23 protein-coding genes, 2 tRNA genes and 3 pseudogenes are annotated in these 14223 nt (G+C 52.1%); 24 read left to right on the top strand and 4 right to left on the bottom strand.

Translation table 11 applies throughout. The annotated features are described in order from the left end of the window. The first annotated feature begins 401 nt into the window (after positions 1-401). From C1N59_RS20375 to C1N59_RS20480, 22 genes and pseudogenes are all read left to right on the top strand, one after another. Positions 402-486: transfer RNA gene (locus C1N59_RS20375), tRNA-Gly, on the top strand. 305 nt (positions 487-791) lie between these two features. Beyond that, a complete protein-coding gene (locus tag C1N59_RS20380) occupies positions 792-1004 on the top strand; it encodes a hypothetical protein (RefSeq protein ID WP_394550968.1) in 213 nt (70 codons plus the stop codon). Between the two features lie 153 nt (positions 1005-1157). Next, complete coding sequence (locus C1N59_RS20385; RefSeq protein WP_394550970.1) at positions 1158-1424, top strand: hypothetical protein; 267 nt, start codon at positions 1158-1160, stop codon at positions 1422-1424. 19 nt (positions 1425-1443) lie between these two features. After that, positions 1444-1590, top strand: a complete 147-nt coding sequence (locus C1N59_RS20390; RefSeq protein WP_394550972.1) for a hypothetical protein — start codon at positions 1444-1446, stop codon at positions 1588-1590. A gap of 150 nt (positions 1591-1740) precedes the next feature. After that, complete coding sequence (locus tag C1N59_RS20395) at positions 1741-1878, top strand: protease FtsH-inhibitory lysogeny factor CIII (protein ID WP_151160884.1); 138 nt, start codon at positions 1741-1743, stop codon at positions 1876-1878. A gap of 112 nt (positions 1879-1990) precedes the next feature. Continuing rightward, on the top strand, positions 1991-2302 hold the full coding sequence (locus C1N59_RS20400; protein ID WP_394550974.1) for a hypothetical protein: 312 nt from the start codon (positions 1991-1993) through the stop codon (positions 2300-2302). Continuing rightward, positions 2302-3120 (top strand): annotated as a pseudogene (locus tag C1N59_RS20405) (PD-(D/E)XK nuclease-like domain-containing protein); the annotation flags it as partial. The gene C1N59_RS20400 and the pseudogene C1N59_RS20405, both read left to right, overlap by 1 nt. Further along, positions 3113-3928 (top strand): recombination protein RecT, encoded by an 816-nt coding sequence (recT, locus tag C1N59_RS20410; protein WP_394550976.1) that lies wholly within the window; start codon positions 3113-3115, stop codon positions 3926-3928. The pseudogene C1N59_RS20405 and the gene recT, both read left to right, overlap by 8 nt. Before the next feature lie 2 nt (positions 3929-3930). Further along, positions 3931-4116 carry a DUF1317 family protein gene (locus C1N59_RS20415; RefSeq protein ID WP_394551005.1) on the top strand — a complete coding sequence of 62 codons (186 nt, stop codon included), beginning with the start codon at positions 3931-3933 and terminating at the stop codon, positions 4114-4116. Positions 4117-4130: 14 nt separating this feature from the next. Continuing rightward, complete coding sequence (locus C1N59_RS20420; protein WP_394550978.1) at positions 4131-4349, top strand: hypothetical protein; 219 nt, start codon at positions 4131-4133, stop codon at positions 4347-4349. Beyond that, positions 4340-4687 carry a hypothetical protein gene (locus C1N59_RS20425; protein ID WP_394550980.1) on the top strand — a complete coding sequence of 116 codons (348 nt, stop codon included), beginning with the start codon at positions 4340-4342 and terminating at the stop codon, positions 4685-4687. Before C1N59_RS20420 ends, C1N59_RS20425 begins: the two co-directional genes overlap by 10 nt. A gap of 159 nt (positions 4688-4846) precedes the next feature. Beyond that, complete coding sequence (locus C1N59_RS20430; RefSeq protein WP_006117561.1) at positions 4847-5053, top strand: hypothetical protein; 207 nt, start codon at positions 4847-4849, stop codon at positions 5051-5053. After that, positions 5043-5399, top strand: coding sequence for a hypothetical protein (locus tag C1N59_RS20435; protein ID WP_394550983.1), 357 nt, complete (start codon positions 5043-5045; stop codon positions 5397-5399). Before C1N59_RS20430 ends, C1N59_RS20435 begins: the two co-directional genes overlap by 11 nt. Beyond that, entirely contained in the window at positions 5392-5610 is a 219-nt protein-coding gene (locus C1N59_RS20440; protein ID WP_394550985.1) for a hypothetical protein, read from the top strand. The genes C1N59_RS20435 and C1N59_RS20440 overlap by 8 nt, the downstream gene beginning before the upstream one ends. 36 nt (positions 5611-5646) lie before the next feature. Beyond that, complete coding sequence (locus tag C1N59_RS20445; RefSeq protein WP_394550987.1) at positions 5647-5886, top strand: DNA polymerase III subunit theta; 240 nt, start codon at positions 5647-5649, stop codon at positions 5884-5886. Next, positions 5886-6146, top strand: a complete 261-nt coding sequence (locus C1N59_RS20450; RefSeq protein ID WP_394550989.1) for a hypothetical protein — start codon at positions 5886-5888, stop codon at positions 6144-6146. Before C1N59_RS20445 ends, C1N59_RS20450 begins: the two co-directional genes overlap by 1 nt. 271 nt (positions 6147-6417) lie before the next feature. Continuing rightward, positions 6418-6951, top strand: coding sequence for a hypothetical protein (locus C1N59_RS20455; RefSeq protein ID WP_394550991.1), 534 nt, complete (start codon positions 6418-6420; stop codon positions 6949-6951). 45 nt (positions 6952-6996) lie between these two features. Further along, positions 6997-7485 carry a class I SAM-dependent methyltransferase gene (locus C1N59_RS20460; protein ID WP_394550993.1) on the top strand — a complete coding sequence of 163 codons (489 nt, stop codon included), beginning with the start codon at positions 6997-6999 and terminating at the stop codon, positions 7483-7485. Further along, positions 7478-8068, top strand: coding sequence for an MT-A70 family methyltransferase (locus C1N59_RS20465; RefSeq protein WP_394550995.1), 591 nt, complete (start codon positions 7478-7480; stop codon positions 8066-8068). Before C1N59_RS20460 ends, C1N59_RS20465 begins: the two co-directional genes overlap by 8 nt. 7 nt (positions 8069-8075) lie before the next feature. Further along, positions 8076-8240: a hypothetical protein gene (locus tag C1N59_RS20470; protein ID WP_394550997.1), complete on the top strand. Its 165-nt coding sequence runs from the start codon at positions 8076-8078 to the stop codon at positions 8238-8240. 125 nt (positions 8241-8365) lie between these two features. After that, positions 8366-8437: pseudogene (locus C1N59_RS20475) on the top strand (helix-turn-helix domain-containing protein); the annotation flags it as partial. 134 nt (positions 8438-8571) lie between these two features. Continuing rightward, positions 8572-9720, top strand: a complete 1149-nt coding sequence (locus tag C1N59_RS20480) for a tyrosine-type recombinase/integrase (protein WP_394550999.1) — start codon at positions 8572-8574, stop codon at positions 9718-9720. 30 nt (positions 9721-9750) lie between these two features. Here C1N59_RS20480 and C1N59_RS20485 read toward each other — a convergent pair. Then, positions 9751-9827: transfer RNA gene (locus C1N59_RS20485), tRNA-Arg, on the bottom strand. A gap of 94 nt (positions 9828-9921) precedes the next feature. Continuing rightward, positions 9922-10425, bottom strand: coding sequence for a DUF1198 family protein (locus C1N59_RS20490; RefSeq protein WP_054634384.1), 504 nt, complete (start codon positions 10423-10425; stop codon positions 9922-9924). 174 nt (positions 10426-10599) lie between these two features. On the opposite strand from C1N59_RS20490, the gene folD reads away from it, so the two are divergent. Both folD and ybcJ read left to right on the top strand, forming a co-directional pair. Then, positions 10600-11502, top strand: a complete 903-nt coding sequence (gene folD, locus C1N59_RS20495) for a bifunctional methylenetetrahydrofolate dehydrogenase/methenyltetrahydrofolate cyclohydrolase FolD (protein ID WP_394551001.1) — start codon at positions 10600-10602, stop codon at positions 11500-11502. Beyond that, positions 11465-11677: a ribosome-associated protein YbcJ gene (gene ybcJ / locus C1N59_RS20500; RefSeq protein ID WP_006117853.1), complete on the top strand. Its 213-nt coding sequence runs from the start codon at positions 11465-11467 to the stop codon at positions 11675-11677. Before folD ends, ybcJ begins: the two co-directional genes overlap by 38 nt. Positions 11678-11703: 26 nt before the next feature. Here ybcJ and C1N59_RS20505 read toward each other — a convergent pair. Then, a pseudogene (locus C1N59_RS20505) lies at positions 11704-12810 on the bottom strand (AAA family ATPase). A gap of 42 nt (positions 12811-12852) precedes the next feature. Continuing rightward, the coding region (gene cysS / locus C1N59_RS20510; protein WP_394551003.1) for a cysteine--tRNA ligase at positions 12853-14223 on the bottom strand (1371 nt) is incomplete at its 5' end.

Genomic DNA, 14223 nt, shown 5'->3' on the forward strand with positions numbered 1-14223 from the left:
TCGTGTTAGTCTCCAGATTCCTGTAGTGCTCCAGCCTTTCGATAATCTCAGCATCACTCACTGATTTACCTTCCGCTCTGATTTCTATCACCACACGGCCTATGGCGTAGACGACCATGTGTAGGCGTTCTTCGTCGATGTTCATTTTCTTATCCGGAAATAACCCCAACCAACACCAATCTATCACTTCAAAAAACCTCATAAAAAAAAAATCACATTATTTTTCATGACATTACGTATACTCACTGAAATTAGTATACATATTGTATTGCACATGTGAATACGTTTTGTATATTTAACCCATCAGCACGAAGCACAGCAACAAACGACAGGATGTCGCGCTCTTTAACATTGATGGGAATGTTCCTCTCTTACAGGAGGAAACCAAAGTGCAGTGGCTTTGGGTGTGTAGCTCAGCAGGTAGAGCGGATTCGTAGGCCCAGCCATGGAATCGCGTCGCCGGTTCAATCCCGGCCACACCACCCAAGCAATACCGGAGGTACTTATGACAGTAGTCATCACTTATCTGGCAAAGGATAACGCCAAGGCGCGCTACAGAGCACGCAGAGCAGCTAAGCGTGAGCAAATGGAATCAGACGCACGCCTGGCACGCAAAATCGCCGTAGCGAGCACCGGATGCAGCCTGACAGTATCCCGCGCAATCAACTCCCCTTCTATGCGTAGTAAGCATGAGAGTGGGTCAGCTTGTTTGCCAGAGGTTGCGAAATACGCAGCAGGTATCGGAAATCTAAAGACATTGTGACAGCGAGGTGAGAGATGCATCAGGATATATGCCAGCATGTTTGCGAAACCTGCCTAAGCAGCGCAAGAAGCCACGCAACCAAGCCATCAAAGAAGGCAAGGTTGAAATCATTAATGAGGCCATATTGATGGTGCGTGACGAGCTTCGCAAAACAAAGTTGGGAGGTTTACCCATTCAGTGGGAACGCGGTTACCTTGCTGCGCTGTCTAAGCTCGAATATTTACGAGACGAGATTAAGTGAACTATCCGGAATTTCCGGATAGTTGGACAGGCTGCCTAACCCGCAGCTTTTTTTACTGGAGCACTCCCATGATATCCACTGAGAACTTTTGGCTAGGCTGGGCAGTCTTTGCGGTTATGGGAGTGTGTGTTTATGCGTTTGTTTAGGGGTTGTATGAGTGAGTTTAAAGGCACGCCGGGACCGTGGTATCGCGGCGGCGTAGAAAACGGAAAAGTTAGCATAAATGCTGGCAATTATTTTGTGGCTCTTGTTGATGAGTCATTGGCACAGTTAGCAAACGCACGCCTAATCGCCGCAGCACCTGAGCTTCTTGAGGCGCTTCAGGCAGTCCTGTTCGATGTCATGGCAAATCGCGCCGCTATTAACGATGACCGCATTGAAGAGATTCGCGCTGCCATTGCTAAAGCATTGGGCCAGTAACCACTACAGGAGAGAGAGGATGCCTGAATTATCAGTTCAGCAGTGCGCGGCGATTCTGGAATGCATCAGGGAAGACCTGATGATATTCGATGAGTGCTGTGAGGAGTGCTCAGTAGATTTCGAGGAAACACTGGCAACCCTTAAAGCGCTTGCTGGCGAAGAGTGACACCGTAAAGCTGTCTGCTTAGACGGCTTTGAGGTGCTACGCACCAACGCCTTTAGAGGGCTCAGACAGTAAGAAAGAAGTACCAACCAGGGGCCGCAATGGCCCCTTTCTTTTTCCCTGTTAAATCATCAATTCAACGGAGTTACCCATATGCAATACGCATTAGTGGGAGCCTTCCCTGTGGGTGGCTCCTGTAATAACACATCTCAACTTTCACGCTTAACCGAACAGCTTCGCCGCATTGGACGCTGGTTCGTTGACACCTTAAATCAACCAGGCAGGCCATAACCATGAAAACCAACTTCTTCAGACGCGCTCAGGAGCTTTCCAGGGAGGCTCAGCTATACGGCGACAAGGTTAAGTGGGCTATGGCAATGCAGCTGTTGCGGAGGGCTTTCAAATGAGATTCAACATCAAAGCAAAGCGTGAGATTCAGGAGATTGCAGACAACCTTCCTGATGATGAGCTGGAGCGCATCGGTAAGGAAGTCGATGACAACATGGAACGTCACAAGATTAACCCACTGATTGCTCCCGCCTGCCAGTTCATGACGCGATTTTACGACTACCCCGCCATTGAGATGTTTGATGACGACGACGATCAGCACATTGAGGCTGAGGCGTTCCTGCGCGACATGATGGTGAAGGTGGCCCGGCGTGAGCGGGCTATTGCAATCTGGACCAGTAAACACAGTTTTGATGAGGTGGCGTAATGCAGCCCGGCGTTTATTACGACATCAGCAACGAGGAATATCACGCCGGACCGGGAATCAGCAAATCACAGCTGGATGATATCGCTGTCAGCCCGGCAATATTCCAGTGGCGCAAATCAGCACCTGTTGATGATGAGAAAACCGCGGCACTGGATTTAGGCACGGCCCTGCATTGCCTCCTGCTTGAACCTGATGAATTCAGCAAGCGATTCATGATTGGCCCCGAAGTTAACCGGCGCACCAACGCAGGGAAGCAAAAAGAGCAGGACTTTCTGGAAATGTGTGAACAGCAAGGCATCACACCCATCACGCACGACGACAACCGTAAATTGCGGTTAATGCGTGACAGCGCCTTTGCTCATCCTGTGGCCCGGTGGATGCTTGAAACTGAAGGAAAAGCAGAGGCAAGCATTTACTGGAATGACCGTGACACACAGGTTTTATCCCGCTGTCGTCCTGACAAATTGATCACCGAGTTTAACTGGTGCGTGGACGTAAAAAGCACAGCCGACATCGGCAAGTTTCAAAAGGACTTCTACTCATACCGCTATCACGTTCAGGACGCTTTTTATTCAGATGGATATGAAGCTCAGTTCTGCGAGGTTCCTACCTTCGCGTTTCTGGTAGTCAGCTCATCCATCGACTGCGGACGCTATCCAGTTCAGGTCTTTATTATGGATCAGCAGGCTAAAGATGCTGGCCGTGCCGAATACAAGCGCAACCTAACCACTTATGCAGAATGCCAGGCAAGGAATGAATGGCCGGGCATCGCAACTCTTTCACTCCCGTACTGGGCTAAGGAAATCCGAAATGTCTAACCAGCCACCAATCGCCAGCGCTGACCTGCAGAAGGCCAATACAGGCAAGCAGGTAGCCAATAAAACGCCAGAGCAGACGCTGGTTGGCTTCATGAATCAGCCTGCAATGAAAAGCCAGCTTGCCGCGGCGCTGCCCCGCCACATGACTGCAGATCGCATGATTCGCATTGTCACCACTGAGATTCGCAAAACACCGGCACTGGCAACATGTGACCAGAGCAGCTTTATCGGGGCGGTCGTACAGTGCTCTCAGCTTGGCCTGGAGCCTGGCAGCGCGCTTGGTCATGCGTATCTTCTGCCGTTCGGCAATGGACGTTCAAAATCAGGTCAGTCTAACGTTCAACTGATTATTGGCTATCGCGGCATGATTGACCTCGCCCGCCGGTCCGGTCAAATCGTCAGCCTATCCGCCCGCGTAGTTCGCGCTGATGATGAGTTTAGCTTTGAGTACGGACTTGATGAAAACCTGATTCACCGCCCGGGCGAAAATGAAGACGCCCCTATTACCCATGTTTATGCCGTGGCACGACTCAAAGACGGCGGAACTCAGTTTGAGGTCATGACCGTTAAGCAGGTTGAAAAGGTCAAGGCACAAAGCAAAGCGTCATCAAACGGACCCTGGGTTACGCACTGGGAAGAGATGGCGAAGAAAACCGTCATCCGCCGAATGTTCAAATACCTGCCAGTGAGCATCGAAATGCAGAAGGCCGTCATCCTTGATGAGAAGGCTGAGAGCGACGTCGATCAGGACAACGCCTCAGTGCTCAGTGCTGAATACAGCGTACTGGATGGCTCCAGTGAGGAGTGATGATGCAGAACCCTTACAGTCCAATGAAAGTCGGGAGCGTTACGCTCCCTTTTTTCTGGCAGCGCAAAGCATGGTTGCTACCTGATAACACGCTGACAACCAATCCCATTAAGGCTCAATTAGCAGCCGAGCGGCAGGATAGAAAGCTAAAGCTCCTGGTGGCGGCGCTTAGCTTAACAGTCGCCTAACCGGACACACTCCCATGCAAACACTTCACCGCAGGCAATGCCGCATACCGGCATATCGCCTCAACAGCTTCATGTTCATCGTATTAGCCGATGAGCAGTTAGCCATGGTTACCAACGTCAGGCACCTTGCCAATAAGGTGCTTTGTTACATCAACGATAAGCCAGAGTCATTCGATAACGATGAGCTGGTCGTGGTGTCTGTAGCGGATTCAGGAGAACAAAAATGTCAGTAGCAAAACTTAAAGAGCAGGATGATCTGGTAGCTGATGTTAAGGCAATCCTGACCCTTCTTAAAGAAAGAGAATGGGCTGAGCATTGCACTAAAAGTAGGCCCGGGCGCGAACTTGAATCCCTAATTACAGACATGCACAACGAGATAGCCGAGTTGCAGCAGAAGCTGGATGCGATTTCTGCAAAAGCAATTGAGCTATGCAGTGAAGCGGCTCATGTCTATCAGAAATATAACATCACTCAGATGCCTGACAGAGATTTAGTCGACCATCAGACAATTCAGGAGCTTTCGGATTTAATCCGCTCCGGCACCCAAGGCACTGCGGATAAGGCGGGTTGATATGCGAAAAATGGCAATGTGGTCTGCGATGAGCATATTGGCAGCCGCGAAATTACAGAACCAGTTGGTTTTCGGTATCGCCGGTAATTCATATCCGGTTAATAACAAGCGCGGTTATGCCGCTCAGCAAAAACGTGCAGCGCAGAAGCGGAGGCGCAAATGAGCAATAAACAAGTTCGTGTTGAGGTATGCCATAACATTAACGGCAGCCTGTCGCTGTGCATTTGTGACAATAGCGGCGGATACAGAATATCAGGCGCAAAAATAGGCGGGTGCGAAACGCTGAAGGTTTTCACTGTTGATGCAGATGAATTGATTGAGGCGATACAAAATCACTCTTTCGAGGTCACCAACCATGACAACTAATTCCCCCAATCCAGTTGATGGTGATGTGCAGGCGCTTATTGAGTGGCTAAAGCCGCAGATTTCCGAATTGGAAAATATCTGCGATGAGCTTCCTTTTGGCCTAGATGAAGATGACGAAATGCAGCTTAAGGTTATGCGCTTTGCTCTTGAGCGCCTTAACGCCACCGCACAGCCTGTAAGCGATTGGCAGAAAGAAGCTGAGCGAATGGCGGAACTGCACGGAATGAGCTTTGTTGTATTCCGCAATGGTGACGAACCAAAATGCGCTGATCCGACAAAAGTGCGCATTGAGTTCACTGATAAAGGTTTGGGCTACCCAGCAGCGCCGGGAGGTCAGGATGATTAGTGATGAGGATTTGCGGCTCATTGCTGAAGATGATCATGTTTACTGTGGCGATGCATCAGCAATGGCAAAAGAGCTCTTGGCTTATCGGCAGGCGTTTAGTGAGCCACATGCGTATGAGGTGAAAGGTATACTTTGCCACACGCTTGAAGAGGCAGAAATATACGTCGGCGACCCCGAACCCCTCTTCGCAAAACCAACCATTCCCTCCTGACTCATCCGCGATATACTCCATTCAGGAGGGCATCGCATGTCACACAACATAGCAGCAAGAAGCAAAGAAGAACGCGATAAGGTTAACGTGGATTTAGCCGCGTCTGGCGTTGCGTACAAGGAGCGTATGAATATGCCGGTTATTCCCATGGAAGTGGAGATGCAGCAGCCGGAGGAATACAGGGAATACTTCAGGGAGCGTCTGCAGCATTACAGGAACGCGGCGCTACAGTTTCCGCGTGGTACTGACCCGGTTTATCAGAAGGAGGAAAAGTGATGGCCGAATTTGTTGTATTCAGGAATGACGGAAGCACTGAAGTTTGGCAGGGAGAGGGATATGCGACTACCCATATTCTGCTGACAAATACTGATTCAGGTAAGCAAGAATCTTACACGGCGGGTGAGTTTTTATCGCCCGCTTCCAGTTCCGGGGAAAGGTTCGTGTACCTAATTGCATACTACACCAGACCTGACGATGAGGTAATTCATAAAGCTATCATCAAGCATGAGACCAAACCCGTCGAAATGCGCAAATAGAAACCAAAATAAAGATACCTCGCCACGGCGGGGTTTTTTATTGCCTAAATTCAGGAGTAGCCACTATGTGTTCTGACCCAATTGATGAAGCAGCAGAGCTTGAAGCATTCAACCTGCAACTTGCATTAGCCAACCGATGTAAGCCACACATGCAATTCACAGGCACCTGCCATTACTGCGAAGAGAAGGTATCGACCGGATTCTTCTGCTGCAGCGAATGTAGGGAAGATTACGAGCGCATTGAGCGCGCCAATAAACAAAGGAGAGTGGCATGAAGCTGATTGATCTATTAGTGAAGGAATTGCCGAACCTCGGCGGCTGGCCGGGTGGTTACACTGTAGCCTCTAATGGTATTAATGGCACTGTAATTTTCCATTCTAAAGGCCGAGCGCCATTTATTATGGGTGGATTAAATTTCAGCGGTATAGGATGCGTTTCATACGAGGAATACGAAGCCGCCCTTGCCGCATCAAAGCAGCCTGAATGGGATGTCCAATGGTTGCCGCCGGTTGGGTGTGAGTGTGAGCGAGAGGTTCCACGCGGGTGGTCACGATGCAAGATAAACTATGCTTCAGGCTCGATTATCGTTTATCAGATGCTGGATAGCGGTAAAGAATACGCATCAACTCCAAGCGCTTTCAGGTTCCGTCCAATACGCAAGGAAGCGGAGCGCAAGCGTGAGGAGGCTATTGCTGCAATGAGGAATTTCGCCACGAACTACAATAACACTGCTGTGATTCACGCGATTGAGCAAGTGTACGACTCTATAGCCGCTGGAAAAATCCCCCACGTCACTCTGAAGTAACCCCCACACCATTAACCTTTATCTCGCTCTGCGTGAGGAGTTGTTATGTCTGAAGTAAGCATATTGGATATGTGCTGCGGATCGCGCATGTTCTGGATGGATAAGCAGGATGAGCGCGCTGTTTTTACAGACCGTCGCGCCGAGCAGCATGTTTTGTGTGATGGTCGCACTCTACAGATTAGCCCTGACATCATCGCCGACTTTCGGGCGCTTCCATTTCCTGACAACACTTTCGCCCAGGTTGTGTTTGACCCACCTCATCTTGAAAAGGTTGGCGATAACGCATGGATGAAAAAGAAGTATGGCGCGCTGGATAAATCAACGTGGCCACAAGACATTGCCGCTGGATTCCGAGAGGCGTTTCGAGTCCTTCGCCCGCACGGCACGCTGATTTTCAAATGGAATGAAACTCAGATACCAGTAAGCAAGGTGATAGCTCTCACTGACCAGAAGCCCACTATCTGGCAGCGCACTGGCAAGGGCGATAAAACCCACTGGGTTATCTTTCTCAAGTCAGGAGAGCGACATGGGTAAATACCGGCTTATTTACGCCGATCCGCCATGGTCATACCGCGACAAGGCCAATGATGGCAACCGCGGTGCCTGCCACAAATACCCGGTTATGACGCTGCAGGATATCTGCCGGTTACCCGTGTGGTCACTTGCCGATCCTGACTCATGCCTGCTTGCCATGTGGTGGGTGCCGACTCAGCCGCTGGAGGCGTTAAAGGTTGTCGAGGCGTGGGGTTTCCGGCTCATGACAATGAAGGGATTCACCTGGCACAAGACGAACAAGCTCAAAGGGAACAGTGCAATCGGAATGGGCCACATGACGCGGGCAAACAGCGAGGATTGTCTGTTTGCGGTGAAGGGACGACTGCCGAAACGCATGGATGCATCCATATGCCAGCACATCAGCGCACCACGCATGGAGCACAGCGCTAAGCCTCAGATTATCCGTGACAGCCTGGTGAAGCTCATCGGTGAAGTGCCGCGCATTGAGTTGTTCGCACGCACCGCCGATCAGGGTTGGGATTCGTGGGGCAATGAGCTGGATACCAGCGTCAGATTAGTGGGCGGTGAGTTTTATCCAATAAACAAACGATCAGCAGCGTGAGGCGATCATGACAAAAGATGATGCAATCAAGAAGCTTATTGAGTGCCAGGGGGATTGGGATACTGAAAATGCACACGGCGAGGCTGATGATACGCTGTGTGAATTTCTCATCGCGCTTGGCTATCCAGAAGTAGTGGAGGAGTGGAAGAAAGTATCTAAATGGTATGCGTGAATGAACATCACCATAACCGCCGAACCGGGCGACATTCTCACTCTCGCCCTTCTCATCGCTCTCATTTACGCATTCAAACGCAGCAAGCCACCTGAGGAGTAGATATGGAAAGTTACGCCCTTTCTATGGATGAGGCGTGCGCGTTCCTCGGCATATCCCGGCCTACGTGCCAGCAGTGGATACGCACCGGCCGCCTGATGGCAACGCGCAAGGACCCAAGCAAACCTAAGTCACCCTATCTCTTAACCCGCCAGGCATGTATTGCCGCTCTCAATAATCCAATGCACACTGTCACCGTGAGCGCGGCAGATGCATATGAGGAGAAAACATCATGTCGATCTTCCGCAGAGGTTCCGTCTGGTACGGGAGTTACACGACGCCAGGCGGGAAGCGCATTAAAGAATCTCTTGGCACAGAGGACCGAAAGCAGGCACAGGAGTTGCACGATCGGAGAAAGGCTGAACTCTGGCGAATAGAACGACTCGGGGATTTCCCGGACGTAACGTTTGAAGAGGCATGCCTGCGCTGGCTGGAAGAAAAGGCGCACAAGAAATCTCTTGATGCTGACAAGGGCCGGATTGGATTCTGGCTCATGCATTTTGAAGGGGTTTTGCTGAAGGATATCACTGAGGCAAAGATTTACGCCGCAGTCAGCAGGATGACCAACAGGAAGGCTAAGGAACGGTTTGATCAGCGCGCCATATCCATGGCTAAGAAAGGAATCGATGCCGGCACATATAAGCCTGAAGCCGTATCAACATCGACGAAGGCTAAGCACCTGGCATTAATGAAAGCGCTTATGCGGGCCGCTGAGCGTGAATGGAAATGGATCGAGAAGTCACCGGTCATTAAGGTGCCTCAGGAAAGAAACAAGCGGGTGCGGTGGCTCGAACCCGCTGAAGCACAGCGTCTGATAAACGAATGCCCGGAACCACTCAAGTCTACCGTAGAGTTTGCTTTGGCAACAGGATTGCGACGTTCCAATATCGTTGACCTGAAATGGCAACAGATTGACCTGCAGCGCAAAGTGGCGTGGATTTACCCGGAGGACAGCAAATCAGGCAGGGCTATTGGCGTAGCGCTGAATGATATGGCTGAGTCGGTACTGAGAAGGCAAATCGGCCGGCACAACGTATGGGTGTTTGTTCACACCGAATCGGTGAAGCGAAATGACGGGACCTCTACGGCAAGTGTCAGGAAGATGCGTGTCGACTCAAATACCGCGTGGCGCGCCGCACTGAAAAGGGCAGGCATTGAGGATTTCCGCTTTCATGACCTGAGGCACACCTGGGCGAGTTGGTTAATTCAGGCCGGAGTGCCGCTGTCGGCATTGCAGGAAATGGGCGGCTGGGAAAGCATCGAAATGGTACAGCGTTATGCTCACCTGGCACCTAACCACTTAACGGAACATGCGAGGCAAATTGACGCGATTTTTGGCAGTCGTGTCCCAAATCTGTCCCACATTGAAAAACTGGCTTGATGAGAAAGGAGGTAACTCATTGAAAGATAGTGGCGCGCCCTACAGGATTCGAACCTGTGACCTACGGCTTAGAAGGCCGGTGCTCTATCCAGCTGAGCTAAGGGCGCGGAGAGGTTGGGTCGAATTATACGGTTGAACGCTGTTACGTCAACGTTTTTGCCGCGCCGACGCGGTGAGTGCCCAGGTAATGACCAATTTTCGCTAATGTTTGTCTCGCCAGGCGCTCAGCGACACCAGGTTACTCACCTCGGCAGTTTCACCTTCCAGCTCAACGCCTTGCTGAGTCACGCGCGTATTATATTGCTCGCGTAGCGCATTGAGCTCATGACTATCCGGTTCCAGCTGGCGCAAAAAGCCCAACGCCAGCAACAACTGCTGGCGGGAAATCGTCGCGGTAAAGCCTGCCCGGCTGAGTGCGCCGTGCCAGCGCCAGAGATTTTCATCGCTGCCATCGACAATCATCACCTGCCAGATTACCAGCACTGCCGCACCATTATTCAGATGTGCTTCATTATCACCGCTGATGTAGTCGGTAAACTCTTTTGCCGCCTCCTTTCCCATCAGGGAAAGCATGGATTCGATATGAACCGGCGGGAGTTGTAGACGCTTACTGAGCGCCTGCGCGGCATGGCGTGAACCGGCGGTCAGCAGCTGGAAGCCTATAACAAACACGACAACTAAAGTGGCGATTATTAACCAAATCATTACGTCTTCCCTTCATTTCTCTGTCTGGCATCATAAGCGTTAACCCATACTTTCGTCACGGCGAAATGTCGGTAACCACACTGTGGTCAGAATCTCTACCTGACAGCCGGACGTGCTTCTGACAAAATAGGCGCCATTCCCGATTCAAACTCAACACAGTGGATTTACGCTCTGATGGCAGCAAAAATTATTGACGGTAAAACGATTGCGCAGCAGGTACGGCTTGAGGTTGCAGAAAAAGTGAAACAACGCCTGGCCGCCGGTAAACGTGCACCGGGTCTGGCCGTAGTTTTGGTAGGTGAGAACCCTGCCTCACAGATTTATGTCGGCAGCAAACGCCGCGCCTGTGAAGAAGTCGGCTTTATCTCCCGCTCTTACGATCTGCCCGACACCACCAGTGAAGCGGAATTGCTGCAGCTGATTGATACTCTGAACAGCGACAACACGATCGATGGCATTCTGGTGCAACTGCCTTTGCCAGCCGGCATTGATAACGTCAAAGTGCTTGAGCGCATCACGCCCGATAAAGATGTTGATGGTTTCCATCCCTATAACGTTGGTCGCCTGTGCCAGCGTGCGCCAAAACTGCGCCCGTGCACCCCGCGCGGCATTGTGACACTGCTGGAGCGCTACAACATTGATGCTTACGGGCTCAATGCGGTGGTTGTCGGTGCATCAAACATTGTGGGCCGTCCCATGAGCATGGAACTGCTGTTAGCCGGCTGCACAACCACCGTCACGCACCGTTTTACCCGCGATCTGCGCCACCATGTTGAACACGCCGATCTGCTGATTGTCGCGGTCGGTAAACCCCATTTTATTCCGGGCGACTGGATTAAACCGGGCGCAATCGTCATCGATGTCGGTATTAACCGTCTTGAAAGCGGCAAAGTGGTCGGGGATGTGGATTATGAGGCTGCCTTTGAACGTGCTTCTTATATCACCCCGGTTCCGGGTGGCGTAGGGCCAATGACCGTGGCGACACTTATTCAAAATACCTTGCAGGCATGCGAAGCGTTTCATGATGGGAGCAGGCATAATGGCTACGTTTTCTTTGGGCAAATTTCCCCACGTTGATCTCTGCGATCTGCTGAAACTTGAAGGCTGGGTAGAAAGCGGTGCACAGGCTAAAGTGGCGATCGGTGACGGCGAGGTGCGGGTCGACGGCGAAGTCGAAACCCGTAAGCGCTGCAAAATCTTTCAGGGGCAAACGGTCGAGTTTGCCGGGCAGCGCGTTACCGTTGTTGCCTGATCCGCTGGTGCCCCAGGTGGGGCACCTTAAATCCGCGCCTCTCCCACTATCCGCGTCTCACCGTTAACCTGCTCCAGCGCAATGTGACTGACCTCTGCATGTTGTGCAATCAGCGTCGCCAGCCGGGGCGAATGGCTGGTGATCCATAACTGACTGAACTGACTGGCCTCGGCAATCAGGGCGGCAAGGGCAGGCAGTTAATCCTCATGCAGGCTGTTTTCAGGCTCGTTCAGCGCCATAAAGGCAGGCGGGCGCGGGCTGAGCAGCGCCACGACCAGGCACAGGAAGCGCAGCGTACCATCGGAAAATTCGGCGCTTTCCAGCGGGCGCAAAATGCCCTGGCGCTGCATCAGCATCTGAAAACGTCCGTTCTGCACATCCACCTGAAACTCAGTGTCCGGGAAGGCTGTTTTCATCACTTTATACAACAGTTCATGATGCCCACGTTCCACTATCGTTGCCCATGCTGCGGCGAGATTACTGCCATCATGGGCCAGAACGGGTGCGCGCACGCCAATCTGCGGCGAACGAATCGGTGAACCTGGCCAGACGGCAAACTCATGATAAAAGCGCCATGCTTTCAGGCGTTCACGCATCCGGGAAAGTTCGGGATAGCGGTGCGGCTCCCCCAGTTGTCCAAACAGGGATTCTTCAGGATGCAGTACGCCAGCATAACTGACGCGCTCTCCGTCGATGTTATGCAGAAAGGCGGTCTGATTAGTGCGCTGCATAATGCAGGAAGACGGTCGGCGCTGCTGGCCACTCAGCCAGATGCGTTCTTCTTTAACCAGCGGATCCAGGTTAAACAGGCTGGTTGATAGCGGTTCAGGAAAACCGGTTTCCAGCTGGTAATCCATATCATCCATCGTCACGGCCAGGATGAGCCGCTTAGGATCATGTCGGCGGTCGCCACGGCGCAATCCGCCCGCCCACATCACTTTTTGCCCCCCGCCCTCTTCGGCCAGCGCCAGCGCAAGCCGTCCGTTAGCCGCCTCGTGCAGCAGCCGCACCGCTTTATAAAGATTGGATTTACCACAGCCGTTGGGACCGCTCACCACGTTGAGCGGGTGCAGCGGAAGCGTGAGATCGCGTACCGAACGGAAACCGCGAATGTGAATCTGCTTTATCGTCATCGACAAAAAAGGGCGATTGCTCGCCCTCTCCTGTGTTGCGTGTTATTTACGTCGCCAGGTGGAACCCTGCGGGCCGTCTTCCACAATCACGCCCAGCGCATTGAGCTTATCGCGTGCCACATCCGCCTGCGCCCAGTCTTTCGCCGCACGCGCATCGGCGCGGGCTTTGACCCAGTGTTCAATTTCAGCCACTTCATCGTCATTGCCTTGGGCACTGCTTTGCAAAAACACTTCCGGCTCCTGTTGCAGAATCCCCAATACATTGGCGATTTCACGCAGTTTTGCTGCCAGCGCACTGGCGGCCGTCATGTCTTCACCTTTCAGACGATTCACTTCACGCGCCATATCAAACAGCACCGAATAGGCTTCTGGCGTGTTGAAATCGTCGTTCATTGCTTCGCGGAAACGGGCTTCGAACGCCTCGCCACCGCTGGCCGCTACGGTGCGGTCAGTATGACGCAGCGCGGTGTAAAGGCGTTCCAGCGCGGCGCGTGCCTGGTTCAGGTTATCTTCACCATAATTTAGCTGGCTGCGATAGTGGCCCGACATCAGAAAGTAACGCACGGTTTCGGCATCATAATGCTGTAGCACATCGCGCACGGTGAAAAAGTTGTTCAGTGACTTCGACATCTTTTCACGGTCAATCATCACCATGCCGGAATGCATCCAGTAATTCACATACGGACCATCGTGGGCACAGGTCGACTGGGCGATTTCGTTTTCATGATGGGGAAACATCAGATCAGAACCGCCACCGTGAATATCAAAGTGCGCACCCAGCTGTTTGCAGTTCATCGCCGAACATTCAATGTGCCAGCCCGGACGACCGTTGCCCCACGGCGATGGCCATGAAGGTTCGTCCGCTTTGGACATTTTCCACAGCACGAAATCCATCGGGTTACGTTTCACGTCGGCAACCTCTACACGCGCACCTGCCTGTAGCTGCTCCAGATCCTGACGCGACAGTGCGCCATAATCAACATCGCTCAGGACATCAAACATGACATCGCCGTTATCCGCGACATAGGCGTGACCGCGGGCAATCAGCGTTTCCACCAGCGCAATGATGTCAGGAATATGGCGCGTGGCACGCGGCTCCACATCCGGCGGTAAAATCCCCAGCGCATCGAAGTCGCTGTGCATTTCGCCGATCATACGGTTGGTCAGCGTTTCGATGCTCTCGCCGTTCTCATTGGCTCGTTTGATGATTTTGTCATCAATGTCGGTAATGTTGCGCACATAATTGACGTCATAACCGACGTAGCGCAGATAGCGCGAAACCACGTCGAAGGCCACAAACGTGCGCCCGTGCCCAATGTGACAGAGGTCATACACCGTGATGCCGCAGACATACATGCCGATTTTGCCAGCATGAATAGGGGTGAATTCCTCTTTTTGTCGACTCAGGGTGTT

It is taken from the genome of Pantoea sp. SGAir0183 (genome assembly GCF_043545505.1).

Coding starts and splice junctions, on each gene's coding strand:
- C1N59_RS20380 (WP_394550968.1), top strand. CDS start 792: ATGCCAGCATGTTTGCGAAACCTGCCTAAGCAGCGCAAGAAGCCACGC.
- C1N59_RS20385 (WP_394550970.1), top strand. CDS start 1,158: ATGAGTGAGTTTAAAGGCACGCCGGGACCGTGGTATCGCGGCGGCGTA.
- C1N59_RS20390 (WP_394550972.1), top strand. CDS start 1,444: ATGCCTGAATTATCAGTTCAGCAGTGCGCGGCGATTCTGGAATGCATC.
- C1N59_RS20395 (WP_151160884.1), top strand. CDS start 1,741: ATGCAATACGCATTAGTGGGAGCCTTCCCTGTGGGTGGCTCCTGTAAT.
- C1N59_RS20400 (WP_394550974.1), top strand. CDS start 1,991: ATGAGATTCAACATCAAAGCAAAGCGTGAGATTCAGGAGATTGCAGAC.
- recT (WP_394550976.1), top strand. CDS start 3,113: ATGTCTAACCAGCCACCAATCGCCAGCGCTGACCTGCAGAAGGCCAAT.
- C1N59_RS20415 (WP_394551005.1), top strand. CDS start 3,931: ATGCAGAACCCTTACAGTCCAATGAAAGTCGGGAGCGTTACGCTCCCT.
- C1N59_RS20420 (WP_394550978.1), top strand. CDS start 4,131: ATGCAAACACTTCACCGCAGGCAATGCCGCATACCGGCATATCGCCTC.
- C1N59_RS20425 (WP_394550980.1), top strand. CDS start 4,340: ATGTCAGTAGCAAAACTTAAAGAGCAGGATGATCTGGTAGCTGATGTT.
- C1N59_RS20430 (WP_006117561.1), top strand. CDS start 4,847: ATGAGCAATAAACAAGTTCGTGTTGAGGTATGCCATAACATTAACGGC.
- C1N59_RS20435 (WP_394550983.1), top strand. CDS start 5,043: ATGACAACTAATTCCCCCAATCCAGTTGATGGTGATGTGCAGGCGCTT.
- C1N59_RS20440 (WP_394550985.1), top strand. CDS start 5,392: ATGATTAGTGATGAGGATTTGCGGCTCATTGCTGAAGATGATCATGTT.
- C1N59_RS20445 (WP_394550987.1), top strand. CDS start 5,647: ATGTCACACAACATAGCAGCAAGAAGCAAAGAAGAACGCGATAAGGTT.
- C1N59_RS20450 (WP_394550989.1), top strand. CDS start 5,886: ATGGCCGAATTTGTTGTATTCAGGAATGACGGAAGCACTGAAGTTTGG.
- C1N59_RS20455 (WP_394550991.1), top strand. CDS start 6,418: ATGAAGCTGATTGATCTATTAGTGAAGGAATTGCCGAACCTCGGCGGC.
- C1N59_RS20460 (WP_394550993.1), top strand. CDS start 6,997: ATGTCTGAAGTAAGCATATTGGATATGTGCTGCGGATCGCGCATGTTC.
- C1N59_RS20465 (WP_394550995.1), top strand. CDS start 7,478: ATGGGTAAATACCGGCTTATTTACGCCGATCCGCCATGGTCATACCGC.
- C1N59_RS20470 (WP_394550997.1), top strand. CDS start 8,076: ATGACAAAAGATGATGCAATCAAGAAGCTTATTGAGTGCCAGGGGGAT.
- C1N59_RS20480 (WP_394550999.1), top strand. CDS start 8,572: ATGTCGATCTTCCGCAGAGGTTCCGTCTGGTACGGGAGTTACACGACG.
- C1N59_RS20490 (WP_054634384.1), bottom strand. CDS start 10,425: ATGATTTGGTTAATAATCGCCACTTTAGTTGTCGTGTTTGTTATAGGC.
- folD (WP_394551001.1), top strand. CDS start 10,600: ATGGCAGCAAAAATTATTGACGGTAAAACGATTGCGCAGCAGGTACGG.
- ybcJ (WP_006117853.1), top strand. CDS start 11,465: ATGGCTACGTTTTCTTTGGGCAAATTTCCCCACGTTGATCTCTGCGAT.